This is a genomic window from Pseudomonas flexibilis (assembly GCF_000806415.1).
In the GTDB taxonomy this organism is placed as follows: domain Bacteria; phylum Pseudomonadota; class Gammaproteobacteria; order Pseudomonadales; family Pseudomonadaceae; genus Serpens; species Serpens flexibilis.
The window spans coordinates 215016-240808 of the sequence record NZ_JTAK01000006.1 but is presented as its reverse complement, the minus strand read 5'-3'; the positions used below and the strand labels follow the sequence as shown (position 1 = coordinate 240808).

The 25793-nt window shown below is 65.6% G+C and carries 24 protein-coding genes; 14 read left to right on the top strand and 10 right to left on the bottom strand.

Going from position 1 to position 25793, the window contains the following annotated elements; translation table 11 throughout:
- Nucleotide 1 precedes the first annotated feature (1 nt).
- From PT85_RS15335 to PT85_RS15310, 6 genes are all read right to left on the bottom strand, one after another.
- The gene (locus PT85_RS15335; protein WP_175444382.1) at nucleotides 2-2821 is read right to left on the bottom strand and encodes a TonB-dependent receptor plug domain-containing protein; all 2820 of its coding nucleotides are present in this window, start codon (nucleotides 2819-2821) and stop codon (nucleotides 2-4) included.
- Between the two features lie 256 nt (nucleotides 2822-3077).
- Nucleotides 3078-3563, bottom strand: a complete 486-nt coding sequence (locus PT85_RS15330; RefSeq protein ID WP_139182088.1) for a sigma-70 family RNA polymerase sigma factor — start codon at nucleotides 3561-3563, stop codon at nucleotides 3078-3080.
- A gap of 35 nt (nucleotides 3564-3598) precedes the next feature.
- On the bottom strand, nucleotides 3599-6394 hold the full coding sequence (locus tag PT85_RS15325; protein WP_065365797.1) for a class I adenylate cyclase: 2796 nt from the start codon (nucleotides 6392-6394) through the stop codon (nucleotides 3599-3601).
- 61 nt (nucleotides 6395-6455) lie between these two features.
- Nucleotides 6456-6698, bottom strand: coding sequence for a TIGR02647 family protein (locus tag PT85_RS15320; protein ID WP_027591002.1), 243 nt, complete (start codon nucleotides 6696-6698; stop codon nucleotides 6456-6458).
- Nucleotides 6699-6726: 28 nt separating this feature from the next.
- Nucleotides 6727-7005 (bottom strand): hypothetical protein, encoded by a 279-nt coding sequence (locus PT85_RS15315; protein WP_027591003.1) that lies wholly within the window; start codon nucleotides 7003-7005, stop codon nucleotides 6727-6729.
- A 69-nt stretch (nucleotides 7006-7074) separates the two neighbouring features.
- Nucleotides 7075-7638, bottom strand: a complete 564-nt coding sequence (locus PT85_RS15310; RefSeq protein WP_039607148.1) for a DUF6436 domain-containing protein — start codon at nucleotides 7636-7638, stop codon at nucleotides 7075-7077.
- 84 nt (nucleotides 7639-7722) lie between these two features.
- Here PT85_RS15310 and PT85_RS15305 point away from each other — a divergent pair, with 84 nt between their 5' ends.
- Nucleotides 7723-8655, top strand: coding sequence for a phospholipase BipL (locus PT85_RS15305; RefSeq protein WP_027591005.1), 933 nt, complete (start codon nucleotides 7723-7725; stop codon nucleotides 8653-8655).
- A 7-nt stretch (nucleotides 8656-8662) separates the two neighbouring features.
- On the opposite strand, the gene PT85_RS15300 is transcribed toward PT85_RS15305, so the two are convergent.
- Entirely contained in the window at nucleotides 8663-9391 is a 729-nt protein-coding gene (locus PT85_RS15300) for a DUF2059 domain-containing protein (RefSeq protein WP_039607147.1), read from the bottom strand.
- 136 nt (nucleotides 9392-9527) lie between these two features.
- On the opposite strand from PT85_RS15300, the gene PT85_RS15295 reads away from it, so the two are divergent.
- Nucleotides 9528-10115: a 2OG-Fe(II) oxygenase gene (locus PT85_RS15295; RefSeq protein ID WP_234702716.1), complete on the top strand. Its 588-nt coding sequence runs from the start codon at nucleotides 9528-9530 to the stop codon at nucleotides 10113-10115.
- A gap of 5 nt (nucleotides 10116-10120) precedes the next feature.
- Nucleotides 10121-10612: a DUF523 domain-containing protein gene (locus PT85_RS15290; protein ID WP_039607146.1), complete on the top strand. Its 492-nt coding sequence runs from the start codon at nucleotides 10121-10123 to the stop codon at nucleotides 10610-10612.
- Between the two features lie 153 nt (nucleotides 10613-10765).
- On the opposite strand, the gene serA is transcribed toward PT85_RS15290, so the two are convergent.
- Nucleotides 10766-11995, bottom strand: coding sequence for a phosphoglycerate dehydrogenase (gene serA / locus PT85_RS15285; RefSeq protein ID WP_027588761.1), 1230 nt, complete (start codon nucleotides 11993-11995; stop codon nucleotides 10766-10768).
- 201 nt (nucleotides 11996-12196) lie between these two features.
- On the opposite strand from serA, the gene PT85_RS15280 reads away from it, so the two are divergent.
- The 5 genes from PT85_RS15280 to rarD are packed head-to-tail and all read left to right on the top strand — an operon-like array spanning nucleotide 12197 to nucleotide 15765.
- A complete protein-coding gene (locus PT85_RS15280; protein ID WP_039607227.1) occupies nucleotides 12197-13588 on the top strand; it encodes an FAD-binding oxidoreductase in 1392 nt (463 codons plus the stop codon).
- A gap of 33 nt (nucleotides 13589-13621) precedes the next feature.
- Nucleotides 13622-14287: a fumarylacetoacetate hydrolase family protein gene (locus tag PT85_RS15275; protein ID WP_039562831.1), complete on the top strand. Its 666-nt coding sequence runs from the start codon at nucleotides 13622-13624 to the stop codon at nucleotides 14285-14287.
- A gap of 5 nt (nucleotides 14288-14292) precedes the next feature.
- Nucleotides 14293-14508: a hypothetical protein gene (locus PT85_RS15270; RefSeq protein WP_039607145.1), complete on the top strand. Its 216-nt coding sequence runs from the start codon at nucleotides 14293-14295 to the stop codon at nucleotides 14506-14508.
- 37 nt (nucleotides 14509-14545) lie between these two features.
- Nucleotides 14546-14833, top strand: a complete 288-nt coding sequence (locus PT85_RS15265; protein WP_027588757.1) for an I78 family peptidase inhibitor — start codon at nucleotides 14546-14548, stop codon at nucleotides 14831-14833.
- A 47-nt stretch (nucleotides 14834-14880) separates the two neighbouring features.
- On the top strand, nucleotides 14881-15765 hold the full coding sequence (gene rarD / locus PT85_RS15260) for an EamA family transporter RarD (RefSeq protein ID WP_027588756.1): 885 nt from the start codon (nucleotides 14881-14883) through the stop codon (nucleotides 15763-15765).
- Between the two features lie 16 nt (nucleotides 15766-15781).
- Here the strand turns inward: rarD and PT85_RS15255 are convergent, their stop codons facing one another.
- Entirely contained in the window at nucleotides 15782-16315 is a 534-nt protein-coding gene (locus PT85_RS15255; RefSeq protein WP_027588755.1) for a glycine cleavage system protein R, read from the bottom strand.
- Nucleotides 16316-16484: 169 nt separating this feature from the next.
- Between PT85_RS15255 and PT85_RS15250 the strand changes: the two genes are divergently transcribed.
- The 6 genes from PT85_RS15250 to PT85_RS15225 all read left to right on the top strand — a co-directional run bounded on the left by PT85_RS15250 (nucleotide 16485) and on the right by PT85_RS15225 (nucleotide 24752).
- Entirely contained in the window at nucleotides 16485-18662 is a 2178-nt protein-coding gene (locus PT85_RS15250; protein ID WP_039607144.1) for a malate synthase G, read from the top strand.
- 180 nt (nucleotides 18663-18842) lie between these two features.
- Nucleotides 18843-20462, top strand: a complete 1620-nt coding sequence (locus tag PT85_RS15245; protein WP_027588753.1) for a methyl-accepting chemotaxis protein — start codon at nucleotides 18843-18845, stop codon at nucleotides 20460-20462.
- Nucleotides 20463-20486: 24 nt separating this feature from the next.
- The gene (locus PT85_RS15240; protein WP_027588752.1) at nucleotides 20487-21572 is read left to right on the top strand and encodes a porin; all 1086 of its coding nucleotides are present in this window, start codon (nucleotides 20487-20489) and stop codon (nucleotides 21570-21572) included.
- Nucleotides 21573-21583: 11 nt separating this feature from the next.
- Nucleotides 21584-21988 carry a hypothetical protein gene (locus tag PT85_RS15235; protein WP_027588751.1) on the top strand — a complete coding sequence of 135 codons (405 nt, stop codon included), beginning with the start codon at nucleotides 21584-21586 and terminating at the stop codon, nucleotides 21986-21988.
- 122 nt (nucleotides 21989-22110) lie between these two features.
- Nucleotides 22111-24042 carry a putative nucleotidyltransferase substrate binding domain-containing protein gene (locus tag PT85_RS15230; RefSeq protein ID WP_039607143.1) on the top strand — a complete coding sequence of 644 codons (1932 nt, stop codon included), beginning with the start codon at nucleotides 22111-22113 and terminating at the stop codon, nucleotides 24040-24042.
- Nucleotides 24039-24752, top strand: coding sequence for a 3'-5' exonuclease (locus PT85_RS15225; RefSeq protein ID WP_027588749.1), 714 nt, complete (start codon nucleotides 24039-24041; stop codon nucleotides 24750-24752). The genes PT85_RS15230 and PT85_RS15225 overlap by 4 nt, the downstream gene beginning before the upstream one ends.
- A 99-nt stretch (nucleotides 24753-24851) precedes the next feature.
- On the opposite strand, the gene rpoH is transcribed toward PT85_RS15225, so the two are convergent.
- Nucleotides 24852-25706: an RNA polymerase sigma factor RpoH gene (gene rpoH / locus PT85_RS15220; RefSeq protein WP_027588748.1), complete on the bottom strand. Its 855-nt coding sequence runs from the start codon at nucleotides 25704-25706 to the stop codon at nucleotides 24852-24854.
- Nucleotides 25707-25793: the final 87 nt, after the last annotated feature.

Below are 25793 nucleotides of genomic sequence, written 5' to 3'. Positions count from 1 at the left end.
GTCAGAAGCGGTAGCCGACTTCCAGCCAGTACTGGCGGCCTACGTCGTAGCTCGGTGTGGTCGCTACGGCGCTGCTCTGCACGCTGCTCACCACCTGCTCATCCAGCACGTTGAAGACGTCCAGATTGACGAACAACGCCTGCTGCTTGCCGGTGGGAATCTCCCAGCCCAGCCGCAAATCCCAGGTCAGGGCCGCGCCATAGTCGGTTTCTTCCCACACCTCGACCGCCACGCCCTGGTATTCATCCATTACCCCGGACACCTTGCCGATATCCCGGTAGCCGGCGCGGTAGCGGAAGAAGTTGCTGACCGTGAGGTTCCAGCCCGGAATCTCCGTCACGCCACTCAGGCGTGCGGTCCAGGGCCGCGCGTAGTTGCCGGCCGGGCGCTCGGCGTAACGGATGAACTCACCGTCGTAGCGAATGTAGGGATTGTGGTAGTAGTCCTCGTCCAGCTCTTCGCTGTAGTCGGCGTGGTTGCTGGCCACCTCGGTCCAGTCCAGCGCCAATTGCAGGCTGCTTCGGGTGCCGGCGAAACGGATCGGCTGCAGCGGGGTCGCCGTGAAGCTGACCACCTGGGCGTCGCTGCGACCGTCGTTGGTGTAGGTGGTGTAGGTGCGCGAAAGCGCCTCCGTGTCCTGGGAGGGCTGACCGAGGGTTTCGCCCGCAACCTGGATGACCTGATCGCGACCCTTGCGGTTCACGTACTTGAGCCCGTACTCCACCCCGGACCACTGCTGGGTCAGGCCGAGCACCAGCTCGTCGTCGTAGGCGATGTCCAGCTGGTTGAACTTCACCGTGTTGGCGGCCTGGGCGGTCTCGGTCCAGGCATCGTTCAGCGTGTTGCGCTTCAGGGTGCTGCGCAGCATGTTGCGCCCATCCTCCAGTTGCCAGGCAGCGGCGTTGCGACCGTAGTACCGGTTGGCGCCCGCGGTGACCAGCGTCGCGCCGTCGCCCAAGACGTCATAGGTGGCGGCGAAGCGCGGGGCCACGGTGACTTCGTCCATGTAGTCGTCACCGTCGACGCGGATGCCCGGGCGCAAGCTGAGGCGGCCCCACTGGATTTCATCCTGCAGCCACACGCCCCACGAGGTGGTCTGGACCGTGAACTCACCCTGGCGATAGTAGGTGGCGGAGGACAGGTACTGACCCGGCCAGCCCCGGGCGGTGGTGCCCAGGGCGCAGGCCACGGTGTCAGTGACACCCAGCGCATTGGTGCAGGTGCTGGTGGATTTCGCCGTTACGTAGACATGGGTGTCGGTCAGGCGCCGGTAATGGGTGTCCTGGTAGCCCAGCTCCAGGCCGGACTGCACGGCATGACGGGTATCGCCCAGCAGGAACGCGCTCCAGTCGGCATTGACCCGGTACTGCCAGCTGTCCTGCCGCTGCTCGATATCGCCGTAACCACCCTGCAGGCTCATGCGGGTCAGCGGGTTGCTGCCGACGGTGCCCCAATCCTTGCTTTCGGAATAACTCCAGGAGAAGTAGTCGGCGCTGTCGGATTCGCGCGACTGTTCGATCCGCCCCCAGGCCAGCTGCTGCTCCACCTTGGCCAGATCACCGCGCCAGATGGCTTTCAGTCCCGTCTGCAGGCCGCCCAGCTGGGTATCGAAGCCGGAATCCAGGGTGTTGCTGCGAAAGTAGTGGTTCTCCTCCGGGGCATAGGTCAGGCTGGACTCGATCTGCCAGGCATCGCTGGCCTGCCAGACCGCCTTCAGGAAATAGTTGTCGATCTGGCGCTGCTGTTCTTCCTCATGAAATCCCATGTTCTCGACGTGGTGGGCGGAATAGAGGCTGAGCGGGATGATCGAGCGCTTCTGGGTAAAGTTCGCCAGCAGGCCGAAGGTATCGGTGACATGCCCCTCCAGGGTGCCGCGCACGATGGTTTTCTCGAACTTCGGTTGCTCGTCATGCGAGGAGGAGTAACGAAAGCTCTCTTCCTGGCTCTGGGCGATGTGGTACTCGGTCCATTCCGACCGGGTCATCTGGTAGGAGAGCTTGCCGTGCAGCGTCTTGCTCGGCATGCGCGTGGTCGCCTCGACCACCCCGCCGGTGAACTGCCCATAGGCCGCCGGGACGTTGCTGTCGAGCACCTTCACTTCTTCGAGCAGATCGGTGTCCAGCGCCAGGCCCTGGCTGCGGCCGGGCACCGAGTCGAGCAGGCTGGGATTCGAAGCGGCCGGGTCGATGTTGTTGTTGATGTTCATGCCATCGACCACTAAGGCGTTCTGGTAGAACTTCGCCCCGTTGATGCTGATGTTCGCCGGCGCGATTTCCCCTGGCGTCTTACTGCTCAGCTGGGCGTCGTCGAACTGCACGTTGGGATTGAGCTTCAGCAGGCTGGTGATGTCACCGTTGCCGGCAGGCAGACCTTCGATCTGCTGGCGGCCCACCACCTGAGTGCCCATCGGCAGGGTCTGCCGGCCTTGCACCAGCGTGTTGCCCAGCTCCAGCATGCCGGCCTCGCGCTCGGGCGCAACGATGCGTACGCCCTGCGCCTCGACTCGCCAGACCAGCCCGGAGCCGGCCAGTATCTGGTCGAGCGCCTGCACCGCACTCATCCGTCCTTGCACCCGGGGTGCTTGCTTGCCCGCCAGCAGCGGGCTCGGCGCCCCAACTTGCAGGCCGGACTGCTGGCCGAACCCCAGCAGCGCACCGGCCAGATCCTGCGCGGGAATGTCATAGATGCGCAGCGCACTGTGCGCCGCGCTGGGCGGGTTGGCCGCGCCGGCATGCATGACCGGAGCCAGACTGAGCAACGCCAGCAGACCGGAACCGGTCAGCAGGCGGGCCAGTGGCCTTGGCTGGAAAGCGTGAGACATGAATCGTTCCCCATACAGCCGCCCCAAGGTCGGGGCAAAAGAAAATGCGAACGCCTATCATTCGGCTCGCTTGCTGTAATGACGAACGGGGCAGAAAAAATTTCAGACTTGTCCGAGGAAATTTTTCCGAAGGGGGCTCAGCGGATCACCTGGAGGACTGCGCAGATCAAAGCGGGCGCCACATGGCGGTCTGCAAGTTCCACGTTGGGCATGAACGCCAAACCCGGTAGATAGGAGCGCTGCCCCAGCGATTCGCTCACTCATCCAGGCACTCGGCACAGCGGGTGAGTGCTTCGCGCACCAATTGATGAGTCAGGCCCACGGAAATGCCCAGCTGCGTGGCGATCTGGCTGAGCGTCAGGCCCTCGATGCGGTGCAGGTAGAAGGCGTCGCAGGTACGTGGTGGCAGCCGATCCAGCGCCTGTTGCATGGCCCGCAGCTGGTCGGCATACAGCGCGGCGCTGGCCGGGCAGTGCTGGGGCGCGGCCAGTGACGCCAAGTGCTCGTCAGCGTCGTCGACCCGTTGCTCGATCTGCAGGTGCCGGCTGCTGTCGATGGCCAGGTTGCGCACGATACGGTAGAGGTAGCCGGCCGGCTGCTGGCAGGCGGCCTCGCGGTCGAAGCGCAACCAGGCTTCCTGGACGATGTCCTCGGCCTGGGCGGGGCTGCCCAGCAGGCGGGCGGCATACTTGATCAGTGCCTCGCGGTGGGACAGATAAAGTTGCAGGCGGGGGAATGGCACGGCTCGGCGCAACAGCAGGTGCAGGACGAGCGATCCTACCCGTGTTGAGAAGCATTATCAATAAAGCCTTCGACAGCCCGCAGCGCCTGCTCGATGCTTCGCTTGTACTCCAGGTAATGCAGCGTCTGCAGCTGGCCGGCCTCGAATGCCCCACTCAGTTCCAGCTCGGCGACCATCAACGGGCCAACCAGGCTACGCGCACGCAGTTGGGCAACCACCGTCCGGTACAGCCGGTCGCCGAGTTTGCGCTGGTGGAAATCCTCCCAGCCGCAATACAGGGTGAGCTGCTCTTGCTGCTGCGCATCCCGGCTGATGCGGGCATACAGCGGCATCGGCCCCGGCGTGGCCTGCGGTGGCAGGCGACGCACTAGCTCGGTGGCGGTCAGCGGTGCGCCGGGCAGCAACTGGTAATAGCGCACCGGCCCCTGGCCGAGCATCGCCGGGCGATTCTGCGGGCTGCCCGCCACCGTTTCGAGGAAATGCTGCAGCCTTGGCAGCACGGCTTCCGGGCGCCCCGGCAGGGTCTGCTGCCAGAGCGCATTGCACTCATCGAGCAGGTAGACCTGGGTGTCTTCGCCGCTCTGGTAAAAGACCTGCAGGCAACCGGGCTCCGCATGACGCAGCACAAGGCCGAGGCTGTGATCGGTCAGTACCTGGCAATCCAGATGCAGCGGAGGCAGGCTCGGTTGCGCCATGCCCAGGCAGGCGAGCAGGCCGGGCAGCTCGCCCAGCACCTGCTCGCTCACCTCGCCGTCGCGACGCTGCCAGATCCGGTAGTGGCCGGCGATGCGCACCAGCAGTCGCGCCTCGCTCTCGCACAGCACGTCGGCGCATTGCGCGTACAACCCTTCCAGACGCTGGGCCAAGGCCTGCGCACGGTTCTGGGCGAAACACTGGAACTGCACCCGGTGGGCGTGCACACCCTCGCCCAGCAATTCGCACAGACACTCGAACACCGCCTGCGGACCTTCGTAGCGCTGGTGGGTCACCTCGTTCCAACTGGTCAGGGTGATACGGTCGAGGCTCTGCACCAGATTGGCCTGGCTGCCGCCATAGTCCAGCACATCGTTGCGCCCGCCGACCATCTGGGCGCGGGACAGGCCTTGCAGTGGGTCTATCCCCACATTGATCAGCACCAGTACCCGCTCGGCGCGCCGCTTCTCCAGCATCAGGGCATCTGCCACCTCGGCCTGCGGTCCGGGCAGCGTCTGCAGGCAGGCGCGCAGCCCCTGCAGCTCGAAGTCGCGCAGGTGGCTCTGACCAGGGTGCAAGGTCACCCGGCTGGCGCTATCGAGTACGCCGTTGCGCTGCGCCCAGGCCAGCAGGGCAATCAGGTGCCGGCTGCGCTTGAGCGGCACCCGGTCCTGACACTGGCTGGCAGTCAGGCTGCCGTCGTAGAGCGCCCATTGCTCGGGCTCCACGCGGCGCAGGGTCAGGTTGGGCTCGGCCAGGCTATTGGCAATGCCCGGGTTGACGGTATCGATCTTCGCCCCGCTGCGCGCAAACAGCACGCGCAGGCGGCGGGCCAGCACCAGCATGTCGCGCTCGCTCAGTGGGTTGAGCACGTGCTGCTGCTCGGCGAATGCCTTGAGGCTCAGGTAGCTGCGCATCAGCGCGGCGACCAGCAGTCGCAGCTCGCTCTCCACCTGGCGCAGCTTCCAGCGTGGGCGGCTGTCGAGCAGGACGAGGCGGGGCTCGCCCCAGCCCCAGCCCGCACACAGCTGGCGCAGCAGCTGACGCTGCCAGGTGCGCCCGAGGGCAGACGCCGGCCGGCTCAGTTGCCGGTCGACCTTCAGGTACAGGCAGCGACGCACCAGCTCCAGGCGCGCGGCGTCGTCACGCAGATAGTCTTCCAGACGCCGATAGAGTCGGATGTAGGGGTCCAGATCGTCCAGGCCATCCACGCCGGACAGCACGTCGCGTTTGAACTGCAGGGCCAGCGCCTCGCCACCGGGGTGGGCACTGACGTAGGCCTCGTTGAGCAGCAGCTTGAGCACCGACTTGTAGGGCGACTGCATCGCCTTGTAGAGCTGCCACATGCCGGCGCCCAGGTACTCCCGGGCCGGGATGCGTCCCAGGTAGCCGAAATGCAGCTCCTGCTCGGCCGTCAGCACCCCGCACGAACGCAGCGCGGCGACATAGTCCGGGTAGCGCTCCTCCTGCTCGGCGGGCACCAGCCACCAGGTGGGCGTGCGGCCGGCCAGCCACAGCGCCGTGCGAAAGAACTCATCGAGCAGCAGGTAGTGTTGGCTGCTGCCGCAGTCCTCGCCGGTCAGCTCGGCATCACGCCGACCACTGGCGAAGCGCTCCGGGTCAACCAGGAACACGTGCAGCTCGGCGCCCTGGCTGGCCGCCCAGTGTTCCACCGCGCGCGCCTTGCGCCGCAGCAGGTCCAGGGCCGCCTCGTCCAGCGCCGGGTCATGGCACAGCCAGAGGTCCATGTCGCTGCGCTCAGTCTGCGCCAGGGTGCCCAGGCTGCCCATCAGGAACAGCCCATGCAGCGGAGCAACCTGCTGCTGCGGCAGCGCCCAGTAGCGGAACGAGCGAGCCAGCTGGCGCGCCTCGTTCAGCGCGGCTTCGGTGGGTTCGTAGTCGCTCAGGCCCGCTGGCGCGCTGGTCGAGACGTAGCCGGGCAGACCCGGATGATTGACATGAAACAGCAGCGGCAACAGATGCAGGACACGCTGCTGGCGGGTGGACAGCAACTGGTGGGCGCGTTCGAGACGCCCCGCATTCAGTGTCAGAAAACGCTGGCGCAGCAGCTCCAGGCCCCGGCGATCCGGCAACGGACCAGGGACGCCAGGTGGGGCGCTGCAATCGTTCGAGGACATGTGCGAATCGGAGAACGGGCCACCGCCCGGCACAGCCGGCGGTGGCGCCTGTGCGCGCGGATCAGCCTTCCGCGGGGGTCAGGATGGTCAGCAGGGCCTGGGCGTGCTCGGCGGCATCGAGGCCGAGGCTGGTCAGGTAGCCACCGTCGACCTGGGTGAGCAGGCCACGGGCATGCAGACGGGCGGCGGCGCCCAGCAACTGCGGGTCGGCGTCGCTGTGCAGCTTCAGGCCTTCCTGGTGGTTGGCCAGGTTGAAGTGGGTCAGCAGGTGCAACTCGGCAATGCGCTCTGGCGTATAGGACATGGCTGCTTCCTTTGTAGTAGGGCGGGATTCAGTGCTCGGCGGCCTCGTCGGGCAGCTCGGGTAATGCACGCAGCAGGCGCTCGTAACGCTCGCCATCGAAGGGACGGTTGTCGTTCAGCATCACACGCACCTCATCCGCCAGGACGAGGGCCATCATCTGCAGGATTTCCTCACGCTCGTAACCGACCAGGCTCAGCTTGTTATAGACCGCCCGGGTCGCCGGAGGCTCGCCGCCTTCCAGTTGCGCCTCAATGGCCTCGATCAGCGCCTGGCCGGCGTACAGTTCGTCATCCTCGGATGCATGCATGGGAAACCCCCTGTGAAGTGGTTCGCATTCTGCCACGCGGACTGCCGGCTGTCCCCCGTCCTGCGCGATTCAGTCCCGCCAGGCGCAGAAACAGCCACTGGCCAGCGTCTGCGGCGCCAGCACCGGGCGACCGGCGAGCAGCGCATCGAGCACCGGCTCGACGAAACTGTTGGCCGAGGTGCATACCGCACCTTCGCTGTAGGGGCCGAAGTAGGCCAGCCGGCCCAGGCTGTCCCAGACGGCCACCGCCGGGCTGGCTGGCAGGTCCTCGGCGCCCTGCAGCCCGCTCAGCGGCTGCAGCGCGGCCAGCGGCGCCGGCAACTGGCCGCGACTACCGGAACGCTGCACAGCATAGAACTGCACCTGCCCGGCATAGCGTTCGAGCATCTCGGCCAAGTGTTGCTGGTTGCCCACGTTGCACGGGCAGGCCGGATCCCAGAAATGCACCAGGCGCACCGACCCGGGGCCGGCGATGGCGGCGGGCAGTTGCAGGTGCTCGCCGCTGAACAGCGTGGGCGAGGTATCGAAGGGCCGCAGGTAGCGGGCCTGATACCACCAGAAGGCCCAGACCATGGCCACCAGCCATAGGCCGGCGAGCAGGTAGGCGAGCAGGGACTTGCGCGTCAGGGACATGGTACGGCGACCTTGGCTGTGGGGCTTGCCGGGTGCGGCGCCGCGCAGTATACCGGGTCCGCCCTTTCCCGCATTCGGTACGCCATGTCCACTTTCCAGCCCGAACACCTGCTCGCAGCCTTGCCACCGCTGGCGGCGGCCGGCCAGGAGCCCGCGCAGAGCGGCCACTACCGCAGCTTCTACGGGCTCGACGCGGTACGTGCCGGCGTGCGCAGCCGGCTGGGCAGCTTCCGGGCCGGCCCCTATCGCCTGGCGGCGCAGGTCTGGCTGCCCGAGCGGCCGGTGGCCACACTGCTGATGCTGCATGGCTACTACGACCACATGGGGCTGTACGGCAACCTGGTGGACTGGGCGCTGAGCCTGAACTTCGCGGTACTGGCCTGCGACCTGCCCGGGCACGGGCTGTCGAGCGGCAAGCGCGCCAGCATCGACGACTTCGGCGAATACCAGGCGGTGCTGCACGGGCTGTTTGCCGAGGCCGAGGCCCTGCGCCTGCCCCGCCCCTGGCACCTGTGCGGACAGAGTACCGGCGGCGCCATCCTGCTCGATTACCTGCTGCATGGCCGACCACGCCCCGAGCTGGGCGAGACCATCCTGCTCGCCCCGCTGGTACGGCCGCGCGCCTGGAAACGCTCACAGCTCAGCTACCACCTGGTGCGCCCGTTCGTCGACGCGATTCCCCGGCGGTTCAGCGTGAACTCCAGCGACGCCGACTTCATCGACTTCGTGCACCACCGCGACCCGTTGCAGCCGCGCATCCTGCCCACCGCCTGGGTCGGTGCCCTGGCGCGCTGGATCCCGCGCATCGAGGGCGCCCGGCGCAGCGCGCACAGCCCGCTGATCGTGCAGGGTGAGCAGGATGCAACGGTGGAATGGCAGCACAACCTCGACGTGCTGGAGGACAAGTTCAACCAGCCGCGCCGATTGTTATTGCCCGACGCACGGCATCACCTGGTCAACGAGCGCGAGGCGTTGCGTCAGCAGTATTTCGAGTTCCTGACCCGCCAACTGGGCTGAGCCCGCGTCAGTTGCCCACGCGCAGGCTGGCGCGCAGCGCGGCCAGTGCCGCCCGGTAATAGCGCTGCCCCTCGGCCGACTCGGCGAAGCGGGCGAAGCGTTCCAGCTCAGCGTCGTTCAACGGCTGGTAGACCCGCGCCAGTCCCTCCACCAGGCGCGGTTCCATCTGTTGCCGCAAACGGGCGCGCTGACTGTCCAGTACGCCCTGGCTGGCCATGCCCATGGGCAGTCCGGGAATCATCTGGCTGAGGCTGTCGGCGGCCACACCGGCCAGGGCCAGGCTGACCTCCACGCCCGCCTCGCTCGCCGGCAGCGCATCCGCCAGGCGCCGCAGGGTGGCACGCCGCGGCTCGCTCAGCGGCAGCGCCTGCGGCGCCCGGCTCAGGCTGGCCGGACTGCTGGCCTGAACTTCGGCGGCCACCACCTTGCGTCCCAGGGGTGACTCGAAGAAGTCCAGCGCCGGAGCGGGGTCGGTCAGTCGCGTGCGCAGCGTCTCCAGCGCCCGCTCGTCCATTCCCCGGGGCTGAAAACGCTGGTTGCTGTTGGCCACCAGCGTCTGGAAGACACCGGCCGGCAACGTGTCGCGATAGCGCTGCTGGGCCTGGCGCAGCGCGGCATGGAAATGCTCGCGCTGCTGCGGCCACCCGGCGGCCTGGAACAGTCGCACGTGCGGCTCCGCCTCGGCCACGACCGGCAGGCTGAGGAGGGCAAGAAGCAGGCAGATGAACGCGGGCATGAAAACTCCAGGCAGACGCGCGAAAGCGCGCATTTTCAGAAGGAAAATCACGGCTGTCGAGCGCCGCAAAAAGTACTTTTCAGCGCCCCCCCGCGCAGGCATAGAATGCGCGCCTCTGACACCCCTGGGGACTCCCGTGCTGGCGAATATCATCGATGATCTGGTCGCGCGTGGCTGGTCAGTGCAGCCCCACTTCCTTGCGAACTCTCTGACCCTCCAACTGGCCACAGAGTGCCGCGCCCGCCATGCGGCCGGCGAACTGCTGCCCGCCGCAATCGGTCGCGGCGACGGCAAGCTGATAAACGAGTCCATCCGCAGCGACTCGATCCTCTGGCTGGAGCCGGGTCAGTCGGCGGCCTGCGACGAATACCTGGCAGCCATCGATGCGTTACGCCTGACCCTGAATCGCGAGCTGTTCCTCGGTCTGGAGGATCTGGAAAGTCATTTCGCCGTCTATGCGCCGGGCGGCTTCTATCAGCGCCACCTGGACCGCTTCCGCGATGACGACCGGCGCACCGTGACGGTGGTGGTCTACCTGAACGACCCCGACTGGTGCGAGGCCGACGGCGGGCAGCTGCGCATGTACCTGCCCGAGGGCGAGCGCGACATCCTGCCGGAGGGCGGCACGCTGGTCTGCTTCATGTCCGACCGGATTCCGCACGAGGTCCTGCCCGCCCGCCGCCAGCGCCTGGCGCTGACCGGCTGGATTCGCCGGCGGATCTGAACGCCATGGAACGCATCCTGGTCAGCGCCTGCCTGCTCGGTCAGCCCGTGCGCTACGACGGCGGCAGCCATGGCCCGTTCGAGCGCCTGCGCCAGTGGCAGGCGGAAGGCCGGCTGGTCTCGTTGTGCCCGGAAATGGCCGGCGGCCTGCCCACGCCCCGCCCGCCGGCGGAAATCCCCGGCGGCGCCGGTCGCCAGGTGCTGGCCGGCCGTGCACCGGTCATCACCGTGCATGGGCTGGACGTCAGCGATGCCTTTCGCGCTGGCGCCGAGGCCGCGCTGCGCCTGGTGCGCGAGCGGCACATCCGCCTGGCCATCCTCAAGGCGCGCAGCCCGTCCTGCGGCAACCGGCAGAACTACGACGGCAGCTTCAGCGGCACGCTGATCGACGGCGAAGGCGTGACTGCCGCCGCGCTGCGCCAGGCCGGCGTGCAGGTGTTCAACGAGAACGAGCTGGACGCCGCCGCCGAGGCGCTGCGCGATCTGGAGCAGGCGTAGGGACCACCGCCCTGTGGGAGCGAATTCATTTGCGAGCTTTTCGTGCAGGACACACCGAAGCTCGCGGACAAGTCCGCTCCTACAAAAAGAGGGAAAGACCGCAACGAAAAAGGGAGGCCGAAGCCTCCCTTTTTCACCTCCATAAGCCGGCGCTTAGAACAGCACGCGGGCGCGGATGGTGCCTTCCACTTCGTGCAGTTTCTGCAGGGCCAGGTCGGAGTAGGCGGCGTCGACATCGATCACCACGTAGCCCACCGACTCGTTGGTCTGCAGGAACTGGCCGGAGATGTTGATGCCGTTTTCCGCGAACACGCGGTTGATGGCGCTCATCACACCCGGGATGTTCTTGTGGATGTGCAGCAGGCGGTGCTTGCCCGGGTGCGACGGCAGGGCCACTTCCGGGAAGTTCACCGAAGACACCGAGGTGCCGTTGTCGCTGTACTTGACCAGCTTCTCGGCCACTTCCAGGCCGATGTTGGCCTGCGCCTCGGCGGTGGAGCCGCCGATGTGCGGGGTCAGGATCACGCGATCCAGGCCACGCAGCGGGCTCATGAACTCTTCGTTGTTGGAACGCGGCTCGACCGGGAACACGTCGATGGCGGCGCCGATCAGGTGCTCGTCCTTGATGGCCTGGGCCAGCGGCTCGATTTCCACCACGGTGCCGCGCGAGGCGTTGAGCAGGATGGCGCCCTTCTTCATGGCGCGGATTTCCTTCTCGCCGATCATCCACTGGGTGGACGGCAGCTCGGGAACGTGCAGGGAGACGATGTCGGCCAGGCCCAGCAGCTCGTGCAGGCTGCCGACCTGCTGCGCGTTGCCCAGCGGCAGCTTGGTGACCACGTCATAGAAGTAGACCTGCATGCCCAGCGCTTCGGCCAGCACCGAGAGCTGGGTGCCGATCGAGCCGTAGCCGACGATACCCAGCTTCTTGCCGCGGATTTCGAAGGAATTGGCCGCCGACTTGATCCAGCCGCCGCGATGGCACACAGCGTTCTTCTCGGGGATGCCACGCAGCAGCAGGATGGCTTCGGCCAGCACCAGCTCGGCGACGGAACGGGTGTTGGAATAGGGCGCGTTGAACACCGCGATGCCACGCTCGCGGGCGGCGTTCAGGTCGACCTGGTTGGTACCGATGCAGAAGCAACCGACCGCGACCAGCTTCTTCGCGCAGTCGAAGATTTCCTCGGTCAGGTGGGTGCGCGAGCGGATGCCGATGAAGTGTGCATCGGCGATCTTTTCCTTGAGCTCCGCCTCCGGCAGCGAACCGGTGTGGTACTCGATATTGGTGTACCCGGCGGCCTTCAGGGTGTCCACGGCGTTCTGGTGGACACCTTCCAGAAGAAGGAACTTGATCTTGCTCTTGTCGAGGCTGGTCTTGCTCATCTGCGTACCTGTGATCCCGTATGAAATAGGCAGGGGGATGGTCAGCGGGAGTGGCTGGCCGGGCCGGCGCGCGGCCGACCCCGAAATCGGCCGGAGCGCGCGATTAACGGGGGGCGTATGCTAGCATGATCTCCTTTTTCCATGCTCGGTCGCGTCCTGAAGTGTCCTCAGGGTGACCATGAACGTTTCGAGAGTTCCGCCATGCTGCACGCCGCCCTGATCGAAGAACTGAAGGCCCTGGTCGAACCGGGCAAGGTCCTCACCGATGCCGCTTCGCTGGAAGCCTACGGCAAGGACTGGACCAAGCATTTCGCACCCGCGCCCAGCGCCATCGTGTTCCCCAAGAGCATCGAGCAGGTGCAGGCCATCGTGCGCTGGGCCAACCAGCACAAGGTTGCCCTGGTGCCGTCCGGCGGGCGTACCGGCCTGTCCGCCGCGGCGGTGGCCGCCCACGGTGAAGTGGTCGTGTCCTTCGACTACATGAACCAGATCCTCGAGATCAACGAATTCGACCGCACCGCCCGTTGCCAGGCCGGCGTGGTCACCAAACAGCTGCAACTGGCCGCCGAAGAGAAAGGCCTGTACTACCCGGTGGACTTCGCCTCCTCCGGCTCCAGCCAGATCGGTGGCAACATCGGCACCAACGCCGGCGGCATCAAGGTGATCCGCTATGGCATGACCCGCAACTGGGTGGCCGGCCTGAAGGTGGTCACCGGCGCCGGCGACATCCTCGAACTCAACCGCGACCTGATCAAGAACGCCACCGGTTACGACCTGCGCCAGCTGTTCATCGGCGCAGAGGGCACCCTGGGCTTCGTGGTGGAAGCCACCATGCGCCTGGAACGCGCGCCGAAGAACCTCACCGCAATGGTGCTGGGCACCCCGGACTTCGACGCCATCATGCCGGTGCTGCACGCCTTCCAGAGCAAGCTGGACCTGACCGCCTTCGAATTCTTCTCCGACAAGGCGCTGGCCAAGGTGCTGGCGCGCGGCGACGTGCCGGCACCGTTCGACACCCCGTGCCCGTTCTACGCGCTGCTGGAGTTCGAGGCCAGCACCGAGGAGGTAGCCAATGACGCGCTGGCGATCTTCGAGCATTGCGTGGAGCAGGGCTGGGTGCTGGACGGCGTGATGAGCCAGTCCGAGCAGCAGTTGCAGAACCTGTGGAAGCTGCGCGAGTACATCTCCGAGACCATCTCGCACTGGACGCCGTACAAGAACGACATCTCGGTCACCGTCTCCAGGGTGCCGGCGTTCCTCAAGGACATCGACGCCATCGTCGAGGCCAACTACCCGGACTTCGAAGTCGTCTGGTTCGGCCACATCGGCGACGGCAACCTGCACCTGAACATCCTCAAGCCGGACAACATGGGCAAGGACGAATTCTTCGCCAAGTGCGCCACGGTGAACACCTGGGTGTTCGAGACCGTCGCCAAATACAACGGCTCGATCTCCGCCGAGCACGGCGTGGGCATGACCAAGCGCGACTACCTGGGCTACAGCCGCTCCGAGGCCGAGATCGCCTGCATGAAGGCGGTGAAGGCGGTCTTCGACCCGAACGGCATCATGAATCCCGGCAAGATCTTTGCCTGACCAGAACAAGAGACACCCGCTCAGGAGAGCCCCATGAGCTACCAGCATCAGTATGTCGACGGTACCCGCATCCACTACCCGCTGGGCAAGGTGGTGTGCGTGGGCCGCAACTATGCCGAACACGCCGCCGAGCTGAACAACCCGGTGCCCAGCGAACCGCTGCTGTTCATCAAGCCGGGCAGCTGCGCCGTGCCGCTGGAAGGCGGCTTCAAGATCCCACGCAACCGTGGCGCCGTGCACTACGAGGCGGAAATCGCCGTGCTGATCGGCAAGCCGCTGTCGCCCAACCCCGGTGACGAGGAAGTGCTGGACGCCATCTCCGGCTTTGCCCCGGCGCTGGATCTGACACTGCGCGACGTGCAGAGCAAGCTCAAGGAGAAGGGCCTGCCCTGGGAGATCGCCAAATCGTTCGACGGCGCCTGTGTCCTGGCGCCGTTCGTGGCGGCCGACGCGGTGGCCGATCTGACCGACCTGCGCATTCGCCTGAGCCTCAACGGCGAAGTGCGCCAGGACGGCAACAGCGCCGAGATGCTCAATCCCATCCTGCCGCTGATCCGCCACATGGCCGGTCACTTCAGCCTGTTGCCGGGCGACGTGATCCTCACCGGCACGCCGGTGGGAGTGGGCCCCCTGCAGGTGGGCGACGAGATGGTTCTGGAGCTGCCGGGACTGTCGCGGTTCACCAGCAGGGTACTCTGAAGCCCGTGTGCCAGACTGAGTCGCGCGCCGACTTCCACCAGGCCCACCAGGACCGTGCCGAGGCCGACGCCCTGCGCCTGTTCGCGCAACGCGAGGTGCTCGGTGCGCGCTGGTTGACCTGGGTGGCGAGCGAGCTCTACCGGCTGAACCCGCCACCCTACGCCAACATGGTGCGCCGCGCACTGGCTCGTCTGACCGGCGGTGATGACGAGCACGCCTGATGCAGGTCTGTGCTCAGGACACTTTCAGGAGAGCTCCATGCAATCACGCCTTTTGCTGACCGCAACGCTGCTGGCCCTGCTGGCCGGGTGTGCATCCCAGCCGGCCGAGCGCCCTGGCGCACAGGCCTGTAACGCCACCCGCCTGGCGCACCTGGTTGGCAGGATGCCGGACGAGGCCACACTGGAGAAAGCACGCCAGCAGGCCAACGCCGAACGGGTGCGGGTGGTGGCGCCAGGCATGGTGGTGACCCTGGAGTACGATGCCCAGCGCCTGACGCTGTACACCGATGAACAAGGCAGGATCAAGCTGATCTCCTGCGGCTGAATCCCTTTTCTACGGCCGCCTACGACAGCGCGGCCTGCGGAACCTCCATGTCTTCCACCGATCTGAGGCGCGGCTACCTGCTGGGCCTGGCCGCCTATGTCATCTGGGGCCTGTTCCCGCTCTACTTCAAGCTGCTCGAAGCCATTCCGGCCAGCGAGATCATCGTGCACCGGGTGCTCTGGTCAGCGTTGTTCGGTGCCGCCCTGCTGATGGTGTGGAAGCACCCCGGCTGGTGGGCCGAGCTGCGCGCCCATCCGCAACGCCTGGCGGTGCTGGCCCTGTGCGGCCTGCTGATTGCCGCCAACTGGCTGATCTACGTCTGGGCGGTGATTAACGCGCGCATGCTCGAAGCCAGCCTGGGCTACTACATCAATCCCCTGGTCAACGTGCTGCTCGCCCTGGTCGTGCTGCGCGAACGGCTACGCCGTCTGCAATGGCTGGCGGTCGGGCTGGCCGCGCTGGGTGTGCTCCAGCAGATCTGGCTGCTCGGCAGCGTGCCCTGGGTTTCGCTGGCTCTGGCGCTGACCTTCGGGTTCTATGGGCTGATCCGCAAGCAGGCTCCCGTGGCGGCGCTGCCCGGCCTGGTGGTGGAGACCTGGCTGCTGTTGCCCGTGGCACTGCTGTGGCTAGCCTGGCATCCGGCGGCCATGAGTGCTCAAGCGGCATTCTGGAGCAGTAGCCAGCTCTGGCTGCTGGCCGCCGCGGGTCCGATCACGCTGATTCCACTGGTGTGCTTCAACGCAGCGGCGCGCCACCTACCCTATGCAACGCTGGGCTTCCTCCAGTATCTGGCGCCGACCCTGGTGTTGCTGCAGGCCGTGCTGCTGTTCGGCGAGCCGCTGGATTCGGCCCGCTTGCTGTCGTTCATCTGTATCTGGGTCGCGCTGGCGATCTACAGCCTGGACGCCTGGCTGACGCTGCGGCGCCGGTAGTCGACGGCCGCTCCGGCTACACGGACGGCTCGACCTGCTGCGCCTCAATGCGCAGCTCCACCATCAGGTCGTCGGCCAGGCGCTCCAGGCTGTGCTGCAGCGCATCCGGGGCCACCGGCAGCGGCACCGCCAGCAGGGCCTGGGCGCGGAACAGCGTTTCGCTGCCCATGGGCGCCTCGCTGACGGCGGTATCCAGCACCTCGATATTCACGCCCTGTTCGCCGAGCACCCGGGTCACCTCGCGCAGCAGGCCCGGCCGATCATCACCCACCAGCTCCAGGCGCATGGGGCGCCAGTTGCACACCGGCTCCGCCCCGGCCGGCGCGCCCTGCACGTGGATATCCTGCAGCGCCAGCGCCTCCAGCGCGTCCAGCAGCTCGTCCTGTGAGTCGGCCGGCACCGCCACGCGCAGGATGCCGGCGAATTGTCCCGCCATGCGCGCCATGCGGCTTTCCAGCCAGTTGCCGCCATGTTCGCCGACGCAGGTGGCGATGCGCTCAACCAGTCCGGTCTGATCACGCGCGATGACCGTCAGTACCAGATGTTCCATGCAGGGCTCCTCCCGACATCCAAGAACCTAGGTATAGATCACTCCCGGACTCGACGAAGGCAGCGCTGCAATTCCCGAATGCTTCATGTAGTATCCCGCGGCTCGGACTACAAGAACGAAACTACTCCCGCGTCCGGGTTAAATCGCAGAGATTCAAGTGAGGCAAGTGATGACTGAGCGCGTTCAAATCGGTGGCTTGCAGGTCGCCAAAGTCCTGTTCGACTTCGTGAACAACGAAGCCATTCCCGGCACCGGCGTCAGCGCCGATGCCTTCTGGGCCGGCGCTGCGAGCGTCATCCATGACCTGGCGCCGAAGAACCGCGCGCTGCTGGCCAAGCGCGACGCGCTGCAGGCCCAGATCGATGCCTGGCATCAGGCGCGCAAGGGTCAGGCCCACGACGCGGTCGCCTACAAGGCGTTCCTGCAGGAAATCGGTTATCTCTTGCCCGAACCCGCCGACTTCAAGGTGACCACCACCAACGTCGACGAAGAAATCGCCACCATGGCCGGCCCGCAGCTGGTGGTGCCGATCATGAACGCGCGCTTCGCCCTGAACGCCGCCAACGCCCGCTGGGGCTCGCTGTACGACGCGCTCTATGGCACCGACGCCATCAGCGAGGAAGGCGGCGCCGAGAAGGGCAAGGGCTACAACAAGGTTCGCGGCGACAAGGTCATCGCCTTCGCCCGCGCCTTCCTGGACGAAGCCGCACCGCTGGCCACCGGCTCGCACGTCGACGCCACCGGCTACAGCATCGTCGGCGGTCAGCTGCAGGTGTCCCTGAAGAACGGCAGCACTACCGGCCTGAAGGACGCCGCCAAGTTCGTGGGCTTCCAGGGTGAAGCCGCCGCACCGAAGGCCGTGCTGCTGAAGAACAATGGCCTGCACTTCGAAATCCAGATCGACCGCAACAGCCCGATCGGCCAGACCGACGCGGCCGGCGTGAAGGACATCCTGATGGAAGCGGCGCTGACCACCATCATGGACTGCGAAGACTCCGTGGCCGCCGTGGACGCCGATGACAAGGTCATCGCCTACAGGAACTGGCTGGGCCTGATGAAGGGCGACCTGGCCGAGTCGGTCAGCAAGGACGGCAAGACCTTCACCCGCACCATGAACCCGGACCGCAGCTACACCGCCGCCAACGGCGGCGAACTGAGCCTGCACGGCCGCTCCATGCTGTTCATCCGCAACGTCGGTCACCTGATGACCAACGACGCGATCATCGACAAGGATGGCTTCGAGGTACCGGAAGGCATCATGGACGGCCTGATCACCAGCCTGATCGCCATCCACAACCTGAACGGCAACACCAGCCGCAAGAACACCCGCACCGGCTCGGTGTACATCGTCAAGCCGAAGATGCACGGCCCGGAAGAAGTCGCCTTCGCCAACGAGCTGTTCAACCGCGTCGAAGACGTGCTGGGCCTCAAGCGCAACACCCTGAAGGTCGGCATCATGGACGAGGAGCGCCGCACCACCGTCAACCTCAAGGCCTGCATCCAGGCCGCCAGCGAGCGCGTGGTGTTCATCAACACCGGCTTCCTCGACCGCACCGGTGACGAGATCCACACCTCCATGGAAGCCGGCGCCATGGTGCGCAAGGCCGCCATGAAGGCGCAGAAGTGGATCGCCGCCTACGAGAACTGGAACGTCGACCACGGCCTGAACTGCGGCCTGTCCGGTCGCGCGCAGATCGGCAAGGGCATGTGGGCCATGCCCGACCTGATGGCCGCCATGCTGGAACAGAAAATCGGCCACCCGATGGCTGGCGCCAACACCGCCTGGGTACCGTCGCCGACCGCCGCTTCGCTGCACGCGCTGCATTACCACAAGGTCGACGTGTTCGCCCGTCAGCAGGAACTGGCCAAGCGTCAGTTCGCTTCGGTGGACGACATCCTGACCATTCCGCTGGCCGAGAACACCAACTGGACCGCGGAAGAGAAGCAGAACGAGATCGACAACAACGTACAGGGCATCCTCGGCTACGTGGTGCGCTGGATCGATCAGGGCGTGGGTTGCTCCAAGGTGCCGGATATCAATGACATCGGCCTGATGGAAGACCGCGCCACCCTGCGCATCTCCAGCCAGCTGCTGGCCAACTGGCTGCGCCACGGCGTGATCAGCAAGGAGCAGGTCATCGAAAGCATGAAGCGCATGGCCGTGGTGGTGGACCGCCAGAACGCCGGCGACGCCGCCTACAAGCCGATGGCGCCGAACTTCGACGACAACGTCGCCTTCCAGGCGTCGCTGGAGCTGATCCTCGAAGGCACCAAGCAGCCCAACGGCTACACCGAGCCGGTGCTGCACCGCCGCCGTCGCGAGTACAAGGCCCGGAACGGTCTGTAACCCGCAAACGCTGTGAAAAAACCGCCCCACGGGGCGGTTTTTTTATGCCTGTCGACGCTGAAGATCGGGTGATCCGGGCCGATACACCTGACGCGCACTTAGCTTTTAGTCATAAAGCGACGTATAATGTCATTATGACATCGCAGTGTTCAGGCAGCCCCCGCCGCCATGGAGTTCCTCGTGTTCAAGAGTCTGTCGCTGACTGCCAAGCTTTCCCTGGTACCAGCCGTGGCCCTGCTGGGCCTGATTCTCTTCGTCGGTCACACCTCTCTCCAGCTTGCCGAGACCAACGATCGCCTGCTGGTACTGGAAAGTCGCAGCTATCCGATTCTGGAACAAAGCGATGCGGTGATCTTTCAGTTCTCACGCCTGCCGGGGCTGCTCAACAATGCCGTCAGCGCGGGCGAAGCGACGCTGGTCGATGAGGCTCGCCAACTACTCGCGGACATCGAGACGCAACAACAGCAACTGGGCACCCTGCTGAGTGACGCGCAGCGCAGCGGGGAACTGCGGGCCTGGCGCGAGGCGGTCGCGGCGTATGGCCAGAACGCTCTCGAAGTCTCGCGTCAGTTGATAGACGGTTCGGCTTCGTTCGGCGACCTGGGCGACAACCTGCAGCGCATGACTGCCGATCTCGAGCGCGCCCAGGCCCTGGCCTCCGTCTTCCGCACCAGCGCCTACCAGGACTTCCAGCGGACACTGGCCTCCACGCGCAGCGACAACGTCGCGACCACCCAGCTGGGCATCGGCCTCAGCATTTTGCTGATAATCCTGGTGGGCTGCGGTGCCTGGTGGGTGACCGCCAACATCATGAGCAATGTGCGTCGGGTCATCGCCTCCCTGCGCGCCATCGCGAGCGGCGATGGCGATCTGACCCGGCGTATCGAAGGCGTCTCCAATGACGAAATCGGTACCATGATCCAGCTGTTCAACGCCTTCCTCGACAAGTTGCAGGCCACGATCCGCCAGATCGTCGAGGCGGCCAGCCCTCTGGCGCAGATGTCGCAGGACCTCTACCGGCTGACCAGCGAGGCGGAGCGCAACGCCCAATCCCAGCAGGAGCACACCGACTCCATCGGCCGTGACATCCTGACCATGTCGGAGCGCATCGAAGAAGTTGCTCAACGCTCCCGCCAGGCCTCCGACGAGGCGGGTGCCGCTTCGCAACAGGCCAATGCCGCCCGGGAAAACATCGGGGCTCTCGCCGGCGGTATCCAGGACCTGGGCAACAGTGTGATGTCTTCCGTCACCGCCATGACGCAGCTGGAGCAGGAAACCCAGGAAGTCGGCTCGGTTCTCACGGTGATCCGTACCATCGCCGAACAAACCAACCTGCTGGCCCTCAATGCCGCCATCGAGGCGGCGCGCGCCGGCGAACAGGGTCGCGGCTTCGCCGTGGTTGCCGATGAAGTGCGCAACCTGGCGCAGAAGACCGCCAGCTCCACGGAACAGATCCAGGAAATCATCCAGCGCCTGCAGCGCAGCGCCAACGCGGTACTCGATGCCATGACATCCAATGGCGCGAAAGCACGCGCCAGCATCGAACGCTCCAGCGAGGCAACCCGCCTGCTGGATGACATCGCCCGCACCGTCGGTCAGATCGACACCCTGAACGCGGCCATTGCCCGCTTCACCCAGGAGCAGATCGGCCTGTCGAGCTCGATACAACAAGAAACCCGGGTGCTGCAGCAAGGCGCCCAGGCCACCGCTCACGGTGCCGGCACCACCACCCGGCTCGGCGAGCAACTGGTCAGCACCGGCGACCATCTGCACGCAGCCACCGCTCAATTTCGCGTTTAACTCTCAAACCTTCGGGGACTTTCCATGCCTGCATTTCGAGCCATTGGCCTGGCAGCCGCTTGCCTGGCCATCACCCCAGCCTTCGCGCTGGAACAAGGCGACTACCGCTTCAATGCCTTCGGCACTGCCGCCGTCACCTACCTGGGTGGCGAAGCAGAGGGCCGCAACTACGGCATCAATGGCCAGACCACCGATTCCTGGCGCGGCGACCAGTTGTCCAAGCTAGGCACCCAGATGAGCTATGGCCTCACTGACAGCCTGAATGCCACCGCCCAACTGACCGCCAAGGCCGAGCAGGATTCTTGGAAAGCCAATCTCGAGTGGGCATACCTGGCCTGGCAGGCCAATGATCACGTCCTGCTGCGTGCCGGCCGGTTGCGCACCGCGACCTACATGTATTCGGAAACCCTCGACGTCGGCTTCAGCTACCCCTGGCTGCGGCTGCCCGACGAGGTCTATGGACAGATCCAGCTGTCCAACTACGAAGGTGTCGACGTGGTCTACAGCCTGCCGCTGTCCTTCGCCACCCTGAATATCCAGGCCCTCGCCGGTCAGGCCAAGGATCGCGACTATTACCTGTTTGATGAGTTCTACGACACCGATTGGGACAATCTGGTGGGCGCCAGCCTTAGCCTGGCCAGCAACGATTACGGCACCCTGCGCGTGGCCTACAACCAGGCCAAGCTGACCATCGACAACCCGCTGCTGGGCATCGCCGACAGCAAGGGCAGCTTCCTCAGCGTCGGTTACCAGTACGATGACGGCAGTTGGATCAGTGCCAACGAATGGACTCGGCGTACCATCGACGGCCCGATGAGTCCCGACCAGAACGCGTTCTACCTGATGGGCGGCCGCCGCCTGGGCGATTTCCTGCCACACCTCACCTATGCGCAGCTGGACGAGGAGAAGGGCGCACGCCAGTCGTCCTGGACCCTGGGCCTGAACTACAGCCTGATGCCGAACGTGACGCTCAAGGGCGAGTACAAGCAGGTCAAGACCGAGAACGGCTTCGAAGGCATGTTCGTGCCCTCAGCCCTCGAAGTGCTTAGCCAGAACATTCCGGACTTCGACGGCGAGATCATCAGCCTCGGCATCGACTTCGTATTCTGAGGAGACCGACCATGTCGCTTATTTCCCGCATTCTTGGCGTGATCACGCTGAGCGCGCTGGCCGGCGCAGCCCAGGCCCAGGTCGCCGTGATCATTAATCCCGCCGCGCCCAAAGCGCCAACCCAGGCCGAAGTCGCAAACATCTTCCTCGGCAAGGACAAATCCCTGAAGGGCTTTGACCTCAAGGGCTGGAATTCGACCAAGGAGAAATTCTACGGGCAGGTCACCAGCAAGAACGAAGCCCAGCTGAAATCCTACTGGTCCGGCCTGATCTTCACCGGCAAGGGTCAGCCGCTGGCCAGCGTGGCTGACGATGCCGCGATGGTCGCCCAGATCGCCGCGGAAGCGAATGCCATCGGCTACGTCGATGCCGCCGCCGTGACGCCGGCCGTCAAGGTGCTGTTCACGCTGCCGTGAGCCACCCAGAACCCCGGCCAGTGGCCGGGGTTCCAATATCCGGGCTCTAGACTTACGTCCAATGTCGATGCGCGGGTCGACGCACCACCATGCGAAACGACAAGAAGACACCCGGAGGCTCCATGAGCAAGGCAGATGCCTTTGCCGAGGCAGGCAAGACTGCCGTTCTGCAGAACATTCAGGGCACCATCGAATTCCTGCAGAAGCACCCGCCATTCGACCAGATGCAGCAAGGTCATCTGCTGCGCCTGGTGGAAAACTGCCAGTTGCGTTTCTATGCCCAGGGGGAGTCGATCCTGCATCCGGACGAAGGCCCGGTGCAGCATTTTCACATCGTCAAGCAGGGCCGTGTGCAGGGCAAACGCAGCCATCCGGGCGGCCGCCAGGACACCACCTTCGAAATCAGCACCGGTGAGTGCTTCCCCATCGCCGCGCTGCTCGGCGAACGGGCGACCCGGACCGCCCACGTGGCCGGCACGGACTGCTTCTGCCTGCTGCTGCCGCGGGAAATCTTCGTCGAGCTGTTCAGTCTGTCCGCGCCGTTTCGCGACTTCGCCCTGCGCGGCGTGAGCAGCCTGCTCGACAAGGTCAAGCAGCGCGTCCAGCTGCACGCGGTGGAAAGCCTCGGCGAAGACTACTCGCTGGATACCCGCCTGGATGAACTGGCGCACCGCGACCCGGTGGCCTGTTCGCCGGACATGCCGCTGCGCGACGCCGTGCGCCTGATGCACGAGCAGAACGTCGGCAGCATCATCGCGGTGGACGACCAGCACAGCCCCGTCGGCATCTTCACCCTGCGCGATCTGCGCCGGGTGATCGCCGCAGCCAGCGCCAGCCTGGAGCATCCGCTGCGCGACATGATGACCCCAAACCCCTTCCACCTGCCGCCCTCGGCCACCGCCTTCGACGCGGCCATGGCAATGACCGAGCGGCACATCGCCCACGTCTGCGTGGTCGAGAACGACCGGCTGGTGGGCGTGCTGTCCGAGAGGGACCTGTTCTCCCTGCAGCGTATCGACCTGGTGCACCTGGCCCGCACCCTGCGCCATGCCGACAGCGTGCAGGCCCTGGCGGACCTGCGCGAGGAAGTCGGTCGCCTGGTGGAGCGCATGCTGGCCCACGGCGCCAGCTCGACACAGATTACCCAGCTGATTACGTTGCTCAACGACCACACCGTCTGCCGGGTGATCGAGCTGACCCTGGCAGAGATGGGCGATCCCGGCGTGCCGTTCAGCTGGCTGTGCTTCGGCAGCGAGGGGCGCCGCGAGCAGACCCTGCACACCGATCAGGACAACGGCATTCTCTTCGAGGCGCGCGATGCTGCCGAAGCGGCCCTGCTGCGCGGCAAGCTGCTGCCGGTCGCCCAGCGCATCAACCAGCACCTGGCCACCTGCGGCTTCACCCTGTGCAAGGGCAACATCATGGCCGGCAACCCCGAGCTGTGCCTGTCGCGCAGCGAGTGGTCGCGCCGCTTCCAGAGCTTCGTGCGCGAGGCGACGCCGGAAAACCTGCTGAGCTCGACCATCTACTTCGACCTGCGGGTGCTTTGGGGGCCGACGGAAGGCTGCCAGGCGCTGCAGAAGGAGCTGCTAGCACTGATCGCCAGCAACAGCACCTTCCAGCGCCTGATGGCCGAGAATGCCCTGCGCCATCGTCCGCCGGTCGGTCGCTTCCGCGACTTCCTGGTGGTGCGCAAGGGCGCCGACAAGGACACCCTGGACGTCAAGGTGCAGGGCCTCACGCCGTTCGTCGACGGCGCCCGCCTGCTGGCCCTGGCCAACGGCATCGACGCGACCAGCACCCTGGAGCGCCTGCACCTGCTGGTGCTCAAAGGAGTTATCGACGAGAAGGATGGCGCGGCCTATGAGGAGGCCTACCATTTCATCCAGCAGGTGCGCCTGCAGTTGCACCAGAAGCAGAGCCGGGCCGGGCTGCCGTATTCCAACCGCCTCGACCCGGAAACCCTCAACCACCTGGATCGTCGCATCCTGCGAGAATCCTTCCGCCAGGCTCAGCGCCTGCAGAGCAGCCTGGCCCTTCGGTACCAGCTATGAATTCACTTGCCACCTGGTTCAGCCGGCGCAGCACGGCGAGCCTGACCGACAGCCAGCGACAACGTCTCGACCGCCTGCGCGACCCCGCGCCGCTTGCCGAGCAGCCCCTGTTGAAACAGCGTTTCGTGGTGGTTGACGTGGAAACCACAGGACTCAACGTCAGCCGCGACCAAGTCCTGTCCATCGGGGCGGTTGTCATCGACCAGGGCGGCATTCCGCTGGGCCAACAGTTCGAGCGCACCCTGATGCGCGAATACCGCACCCCGGGACCCAGTGTGCTGATTCACGGCATCGCCCCCAGCGAGATCGCCGCCGGTGACGACCCAGCCGAAGTGCTACTGGATTTCATGGAGTTCGTGGGTGACAGCCCGCTCCTGGCCTTCCATGCCCGCTTCGATCAACAGATGCTGACCCGCGCCATGAAGGAGAGCCTGGGCTACAAGTTCCGCCACCCCTTCCTGGATCTGGCCGAGATGGCGCCGATGCTCTGTCCGCAGATGAGCAAGCCGCAGGCCGGCCTGGACGACTGGCTGGAGCTCTTCGGCCTGCAGGTGCAGCAACGCCACAATGCCTGCGCCGACGCACTGGTCAGCGCCGAACTAGCCTTGGTGCTGTTCAACCGGGCGGTGCGCCAGCAAATAGAAAACGTCGGGCGCCTGGCTGAGCGGATGCGGAGCTGGCAGCGTCGACAGAACGCCCATTCGTTCTGAAGCCGGACATAGGGCGGTCAGCGCCGTTCCGGCCGCCGCCCCTGCGGACCAGCCAATAAAAAACCGCGCCGAAGCGCGGTTTTTCCATAACAGCCAACCTTATGCCGCCAACGAACCCTTGAGCTTGTTCATGGCGTTCTTTTCCAGCTGGCGGATGCGCTCGGCGGAAACGTTGTACTTGGCGGCGAGTTCATGCAGCGTGGCCTTCTCCTCGGCCAGCCAGCGCTGGTAGAGAATGTCGCGGCTGCGTTCATCGAGCCCCTCCAGCGCCTCGTGCAGACTGGCGGTGGAACTGTCGCTCCAGTCAGCATCCTCCAGCTGGCGGGCCGGATCGTAGCGGTGGTCTTCGAGAAAGTGTGCCGGCGACTGGTAGGCGCTGTCGTCGTCGGCGTCGTTGGCCGGGTCGAAGGCCATGTCGTGGCCGGTCAGGCGGCTTTCCATCTCGCGCACTTCGCGCGGGGCGACGCCCAGGCTGTCGGCCACCCGCTCGACTTCATCATTGCTGAGCCAGGCCAGACGCTTCTTCTGGCTGCGCAGGTTGAAGAACAGCTTGCGCTGCGCCTTGGTGGTGGCGACCTTGACGATGCGCCAGTTGCGCAGGATGAACTCGTGAATCTCGGCCTTGATCCAGTGCACGGCGAACGAGACCAGGCGCACGCCCATCTCAGGGTTGAAGCGCTTGACCGCTTTCATCAGGCCGACGTTGCCTTCCTGGATCAGGTCGGCTTGGGCCAGGCCATAGCCGGAGTAGCTCTTGGCGATGTGTACCACGAAGCGCAGGTGAGCCAGCACCATCTGCCGGGCCGCTTCCAGATCCTGCTGGTAGAACAGACGCTCCGCCAATTCACGCTCCTGCTCCTGCGACAGCAACGGAATGCTGTTGACAGCATGCACGTAGGCCTCGAGGTTCGCGCCAGGAGCCAGGGCATAGACAGGTTGCAGAGAAGTTGACATGCAGGTCCTCCAAAGACGATGCCGGGGCAGTGTAGCACCGAGCGCTGAGACAGTGAATTGACCCCAAAAGTTCCCGAAGCAAGGGCG

Excerpts from the sequence above, each read along its gene's own strand:
- PT85_RS15230 (WP_039607143.1), top strand. The coding sequence starts at position 22,111 with ATGAGCAAGGCAGATGCCTTTGCCGAGGCAGGCAAGACTGCCGTTCTG.
- serA (WP_027588761.1), bottom strand. The coding sequence starts at position 11,995 with ATGAGCAAGACCAGCCTCGACAAGAGCAAGATCAAGTTCCTTCTTCTG.
- PT85_RS15320 (WP_027591002.1), bottom strand. The coding sequence starts at position 6,698 with ATGTCCTATACGCCAGAGCGCATTGCCGAGTTGCACCTGCTGACCCAC.
- PT85_RS15255 (WP_027588755.1), bottom strand. The coding sequence starts at position 16,315 with ATGGAACATCTGGTACTGACGGTCATCGCGCGTGATCAGACCGGACTG.
- PT85_RS15265 (WP_027588757.1), top strand. The coding sequence starts at position 14,546 with ATGCAATCACGCCTTTTGCTGACCGCAACGCTGCTGGCCCTGCTGGCC.
- PT85_RS15315 (WP_027591003.1), bottom strand. The coding sequence starts at position 7,005 with ATGCATGCATCCGAGGATGACGAACTGTACGCCGGCCAGGCGCTGATC.
- PT85_RS15240 (WP_027588752.1), top strand. The coding sequence starts at position 20,487 with ATGCCTGCATTTCGAGCCATTGGCCTGGCAGCCGCTTGCCTGGCCATC.
- rpoH (WP_027588748.1), bottom strand. The coding sequence starts at position 25,706 with ATGTCAACTTCTCTGCAACCTGTCTATGCCCTGGCTCCTGGCGCGAAC.
- PT85_RS15325 (WP_065365797.1), bottom strand. The coding sequence starts at position 6,394 with ATGTCCTCGAACGATTGCAGCGCCCCACCTGGCGTCCCTGGTCCGTTG.
- PT85_RS15305 (WP_027591005.1), top strand. The coding sequence starts at position 7,723 with ATGTCCACTTTCCAGCCCGAACACCTGCTCGCAGCCTTGCCACCGCTG.
- PT85_RS15250 (WP_039607144.1), top strand. The coding sequence starts at position 16,485 with ATGACTGAGCGCGTTCAAATCGGTGGCTTGCAGGTCGCCAAAGTCCTG.
- PT85_RS15225 (WP_027588749.1), top strand. The coding sequence starts at position 24,039 with ATGAATTCACTTGCCACCTGGTTCAGCCGGCGCAGCACGGCGAGCCTG.
- PT85_RS15335 (WP_175444382.1), bottom strand. The coding sequence starts at position 2,821 with ATGTCTCACGCTTTCCAGCCAAGGCCACTGGCCCGCCTGCTGACCGGT.
- PT85_RS15310 (WP_039607148.1), bottom strand. The coding sequence starts at position 7,638 with ATGTCCCTGACGCGCAAGTCCCTGCTCGCCTACCTGCTCGCCGGCCTA.
- PT85_RS15275 (WP_039562831.1), top strand. The coding sequence starts at position 13,622 with ATGAGCTACCAGCATCAGTATGTCGACGGTACCCGCATCCACTACCCG.
- rarD (WP_027588756.1), top strand. The coding sequence starts at position 14,881 with ATGTCTTCCACCGATCTGAGGCGCGGCTACCTGCTGGGCCTGGCCGCC.
- PT85_RS15300 (WP_039607147.1), bottom strand. The coding sequence starts at position 9,391 with ATGCCCGCGTTCATCTGCCTGCTTCTTGCCCTCCTCAGCCTGCCGGTC.
- PT85_RS15235 (WP_027588751.1), top strand. The coding sequence starts at position 21,584 with ATGTCGCTTATTTCCCGCATTCTTGGCGTGATCACGCTGAGCGCGCTG.
- PT85_RS15280 (WP_039607227.1), top strand. The coding sequence starts at position 12,197 with ATGCTGCACGCCGCCCTGATCGAAGAACTGAAGGCCCTGGTCGAACCG.
- PT85_RS15290 (WP_039607146.1), top strand. The coding sequence starts at position 10,121 with ATGGAACGCATCCTGGTCAGCGCCTGCCTGCTCGGTCAGCCCGTGCGC.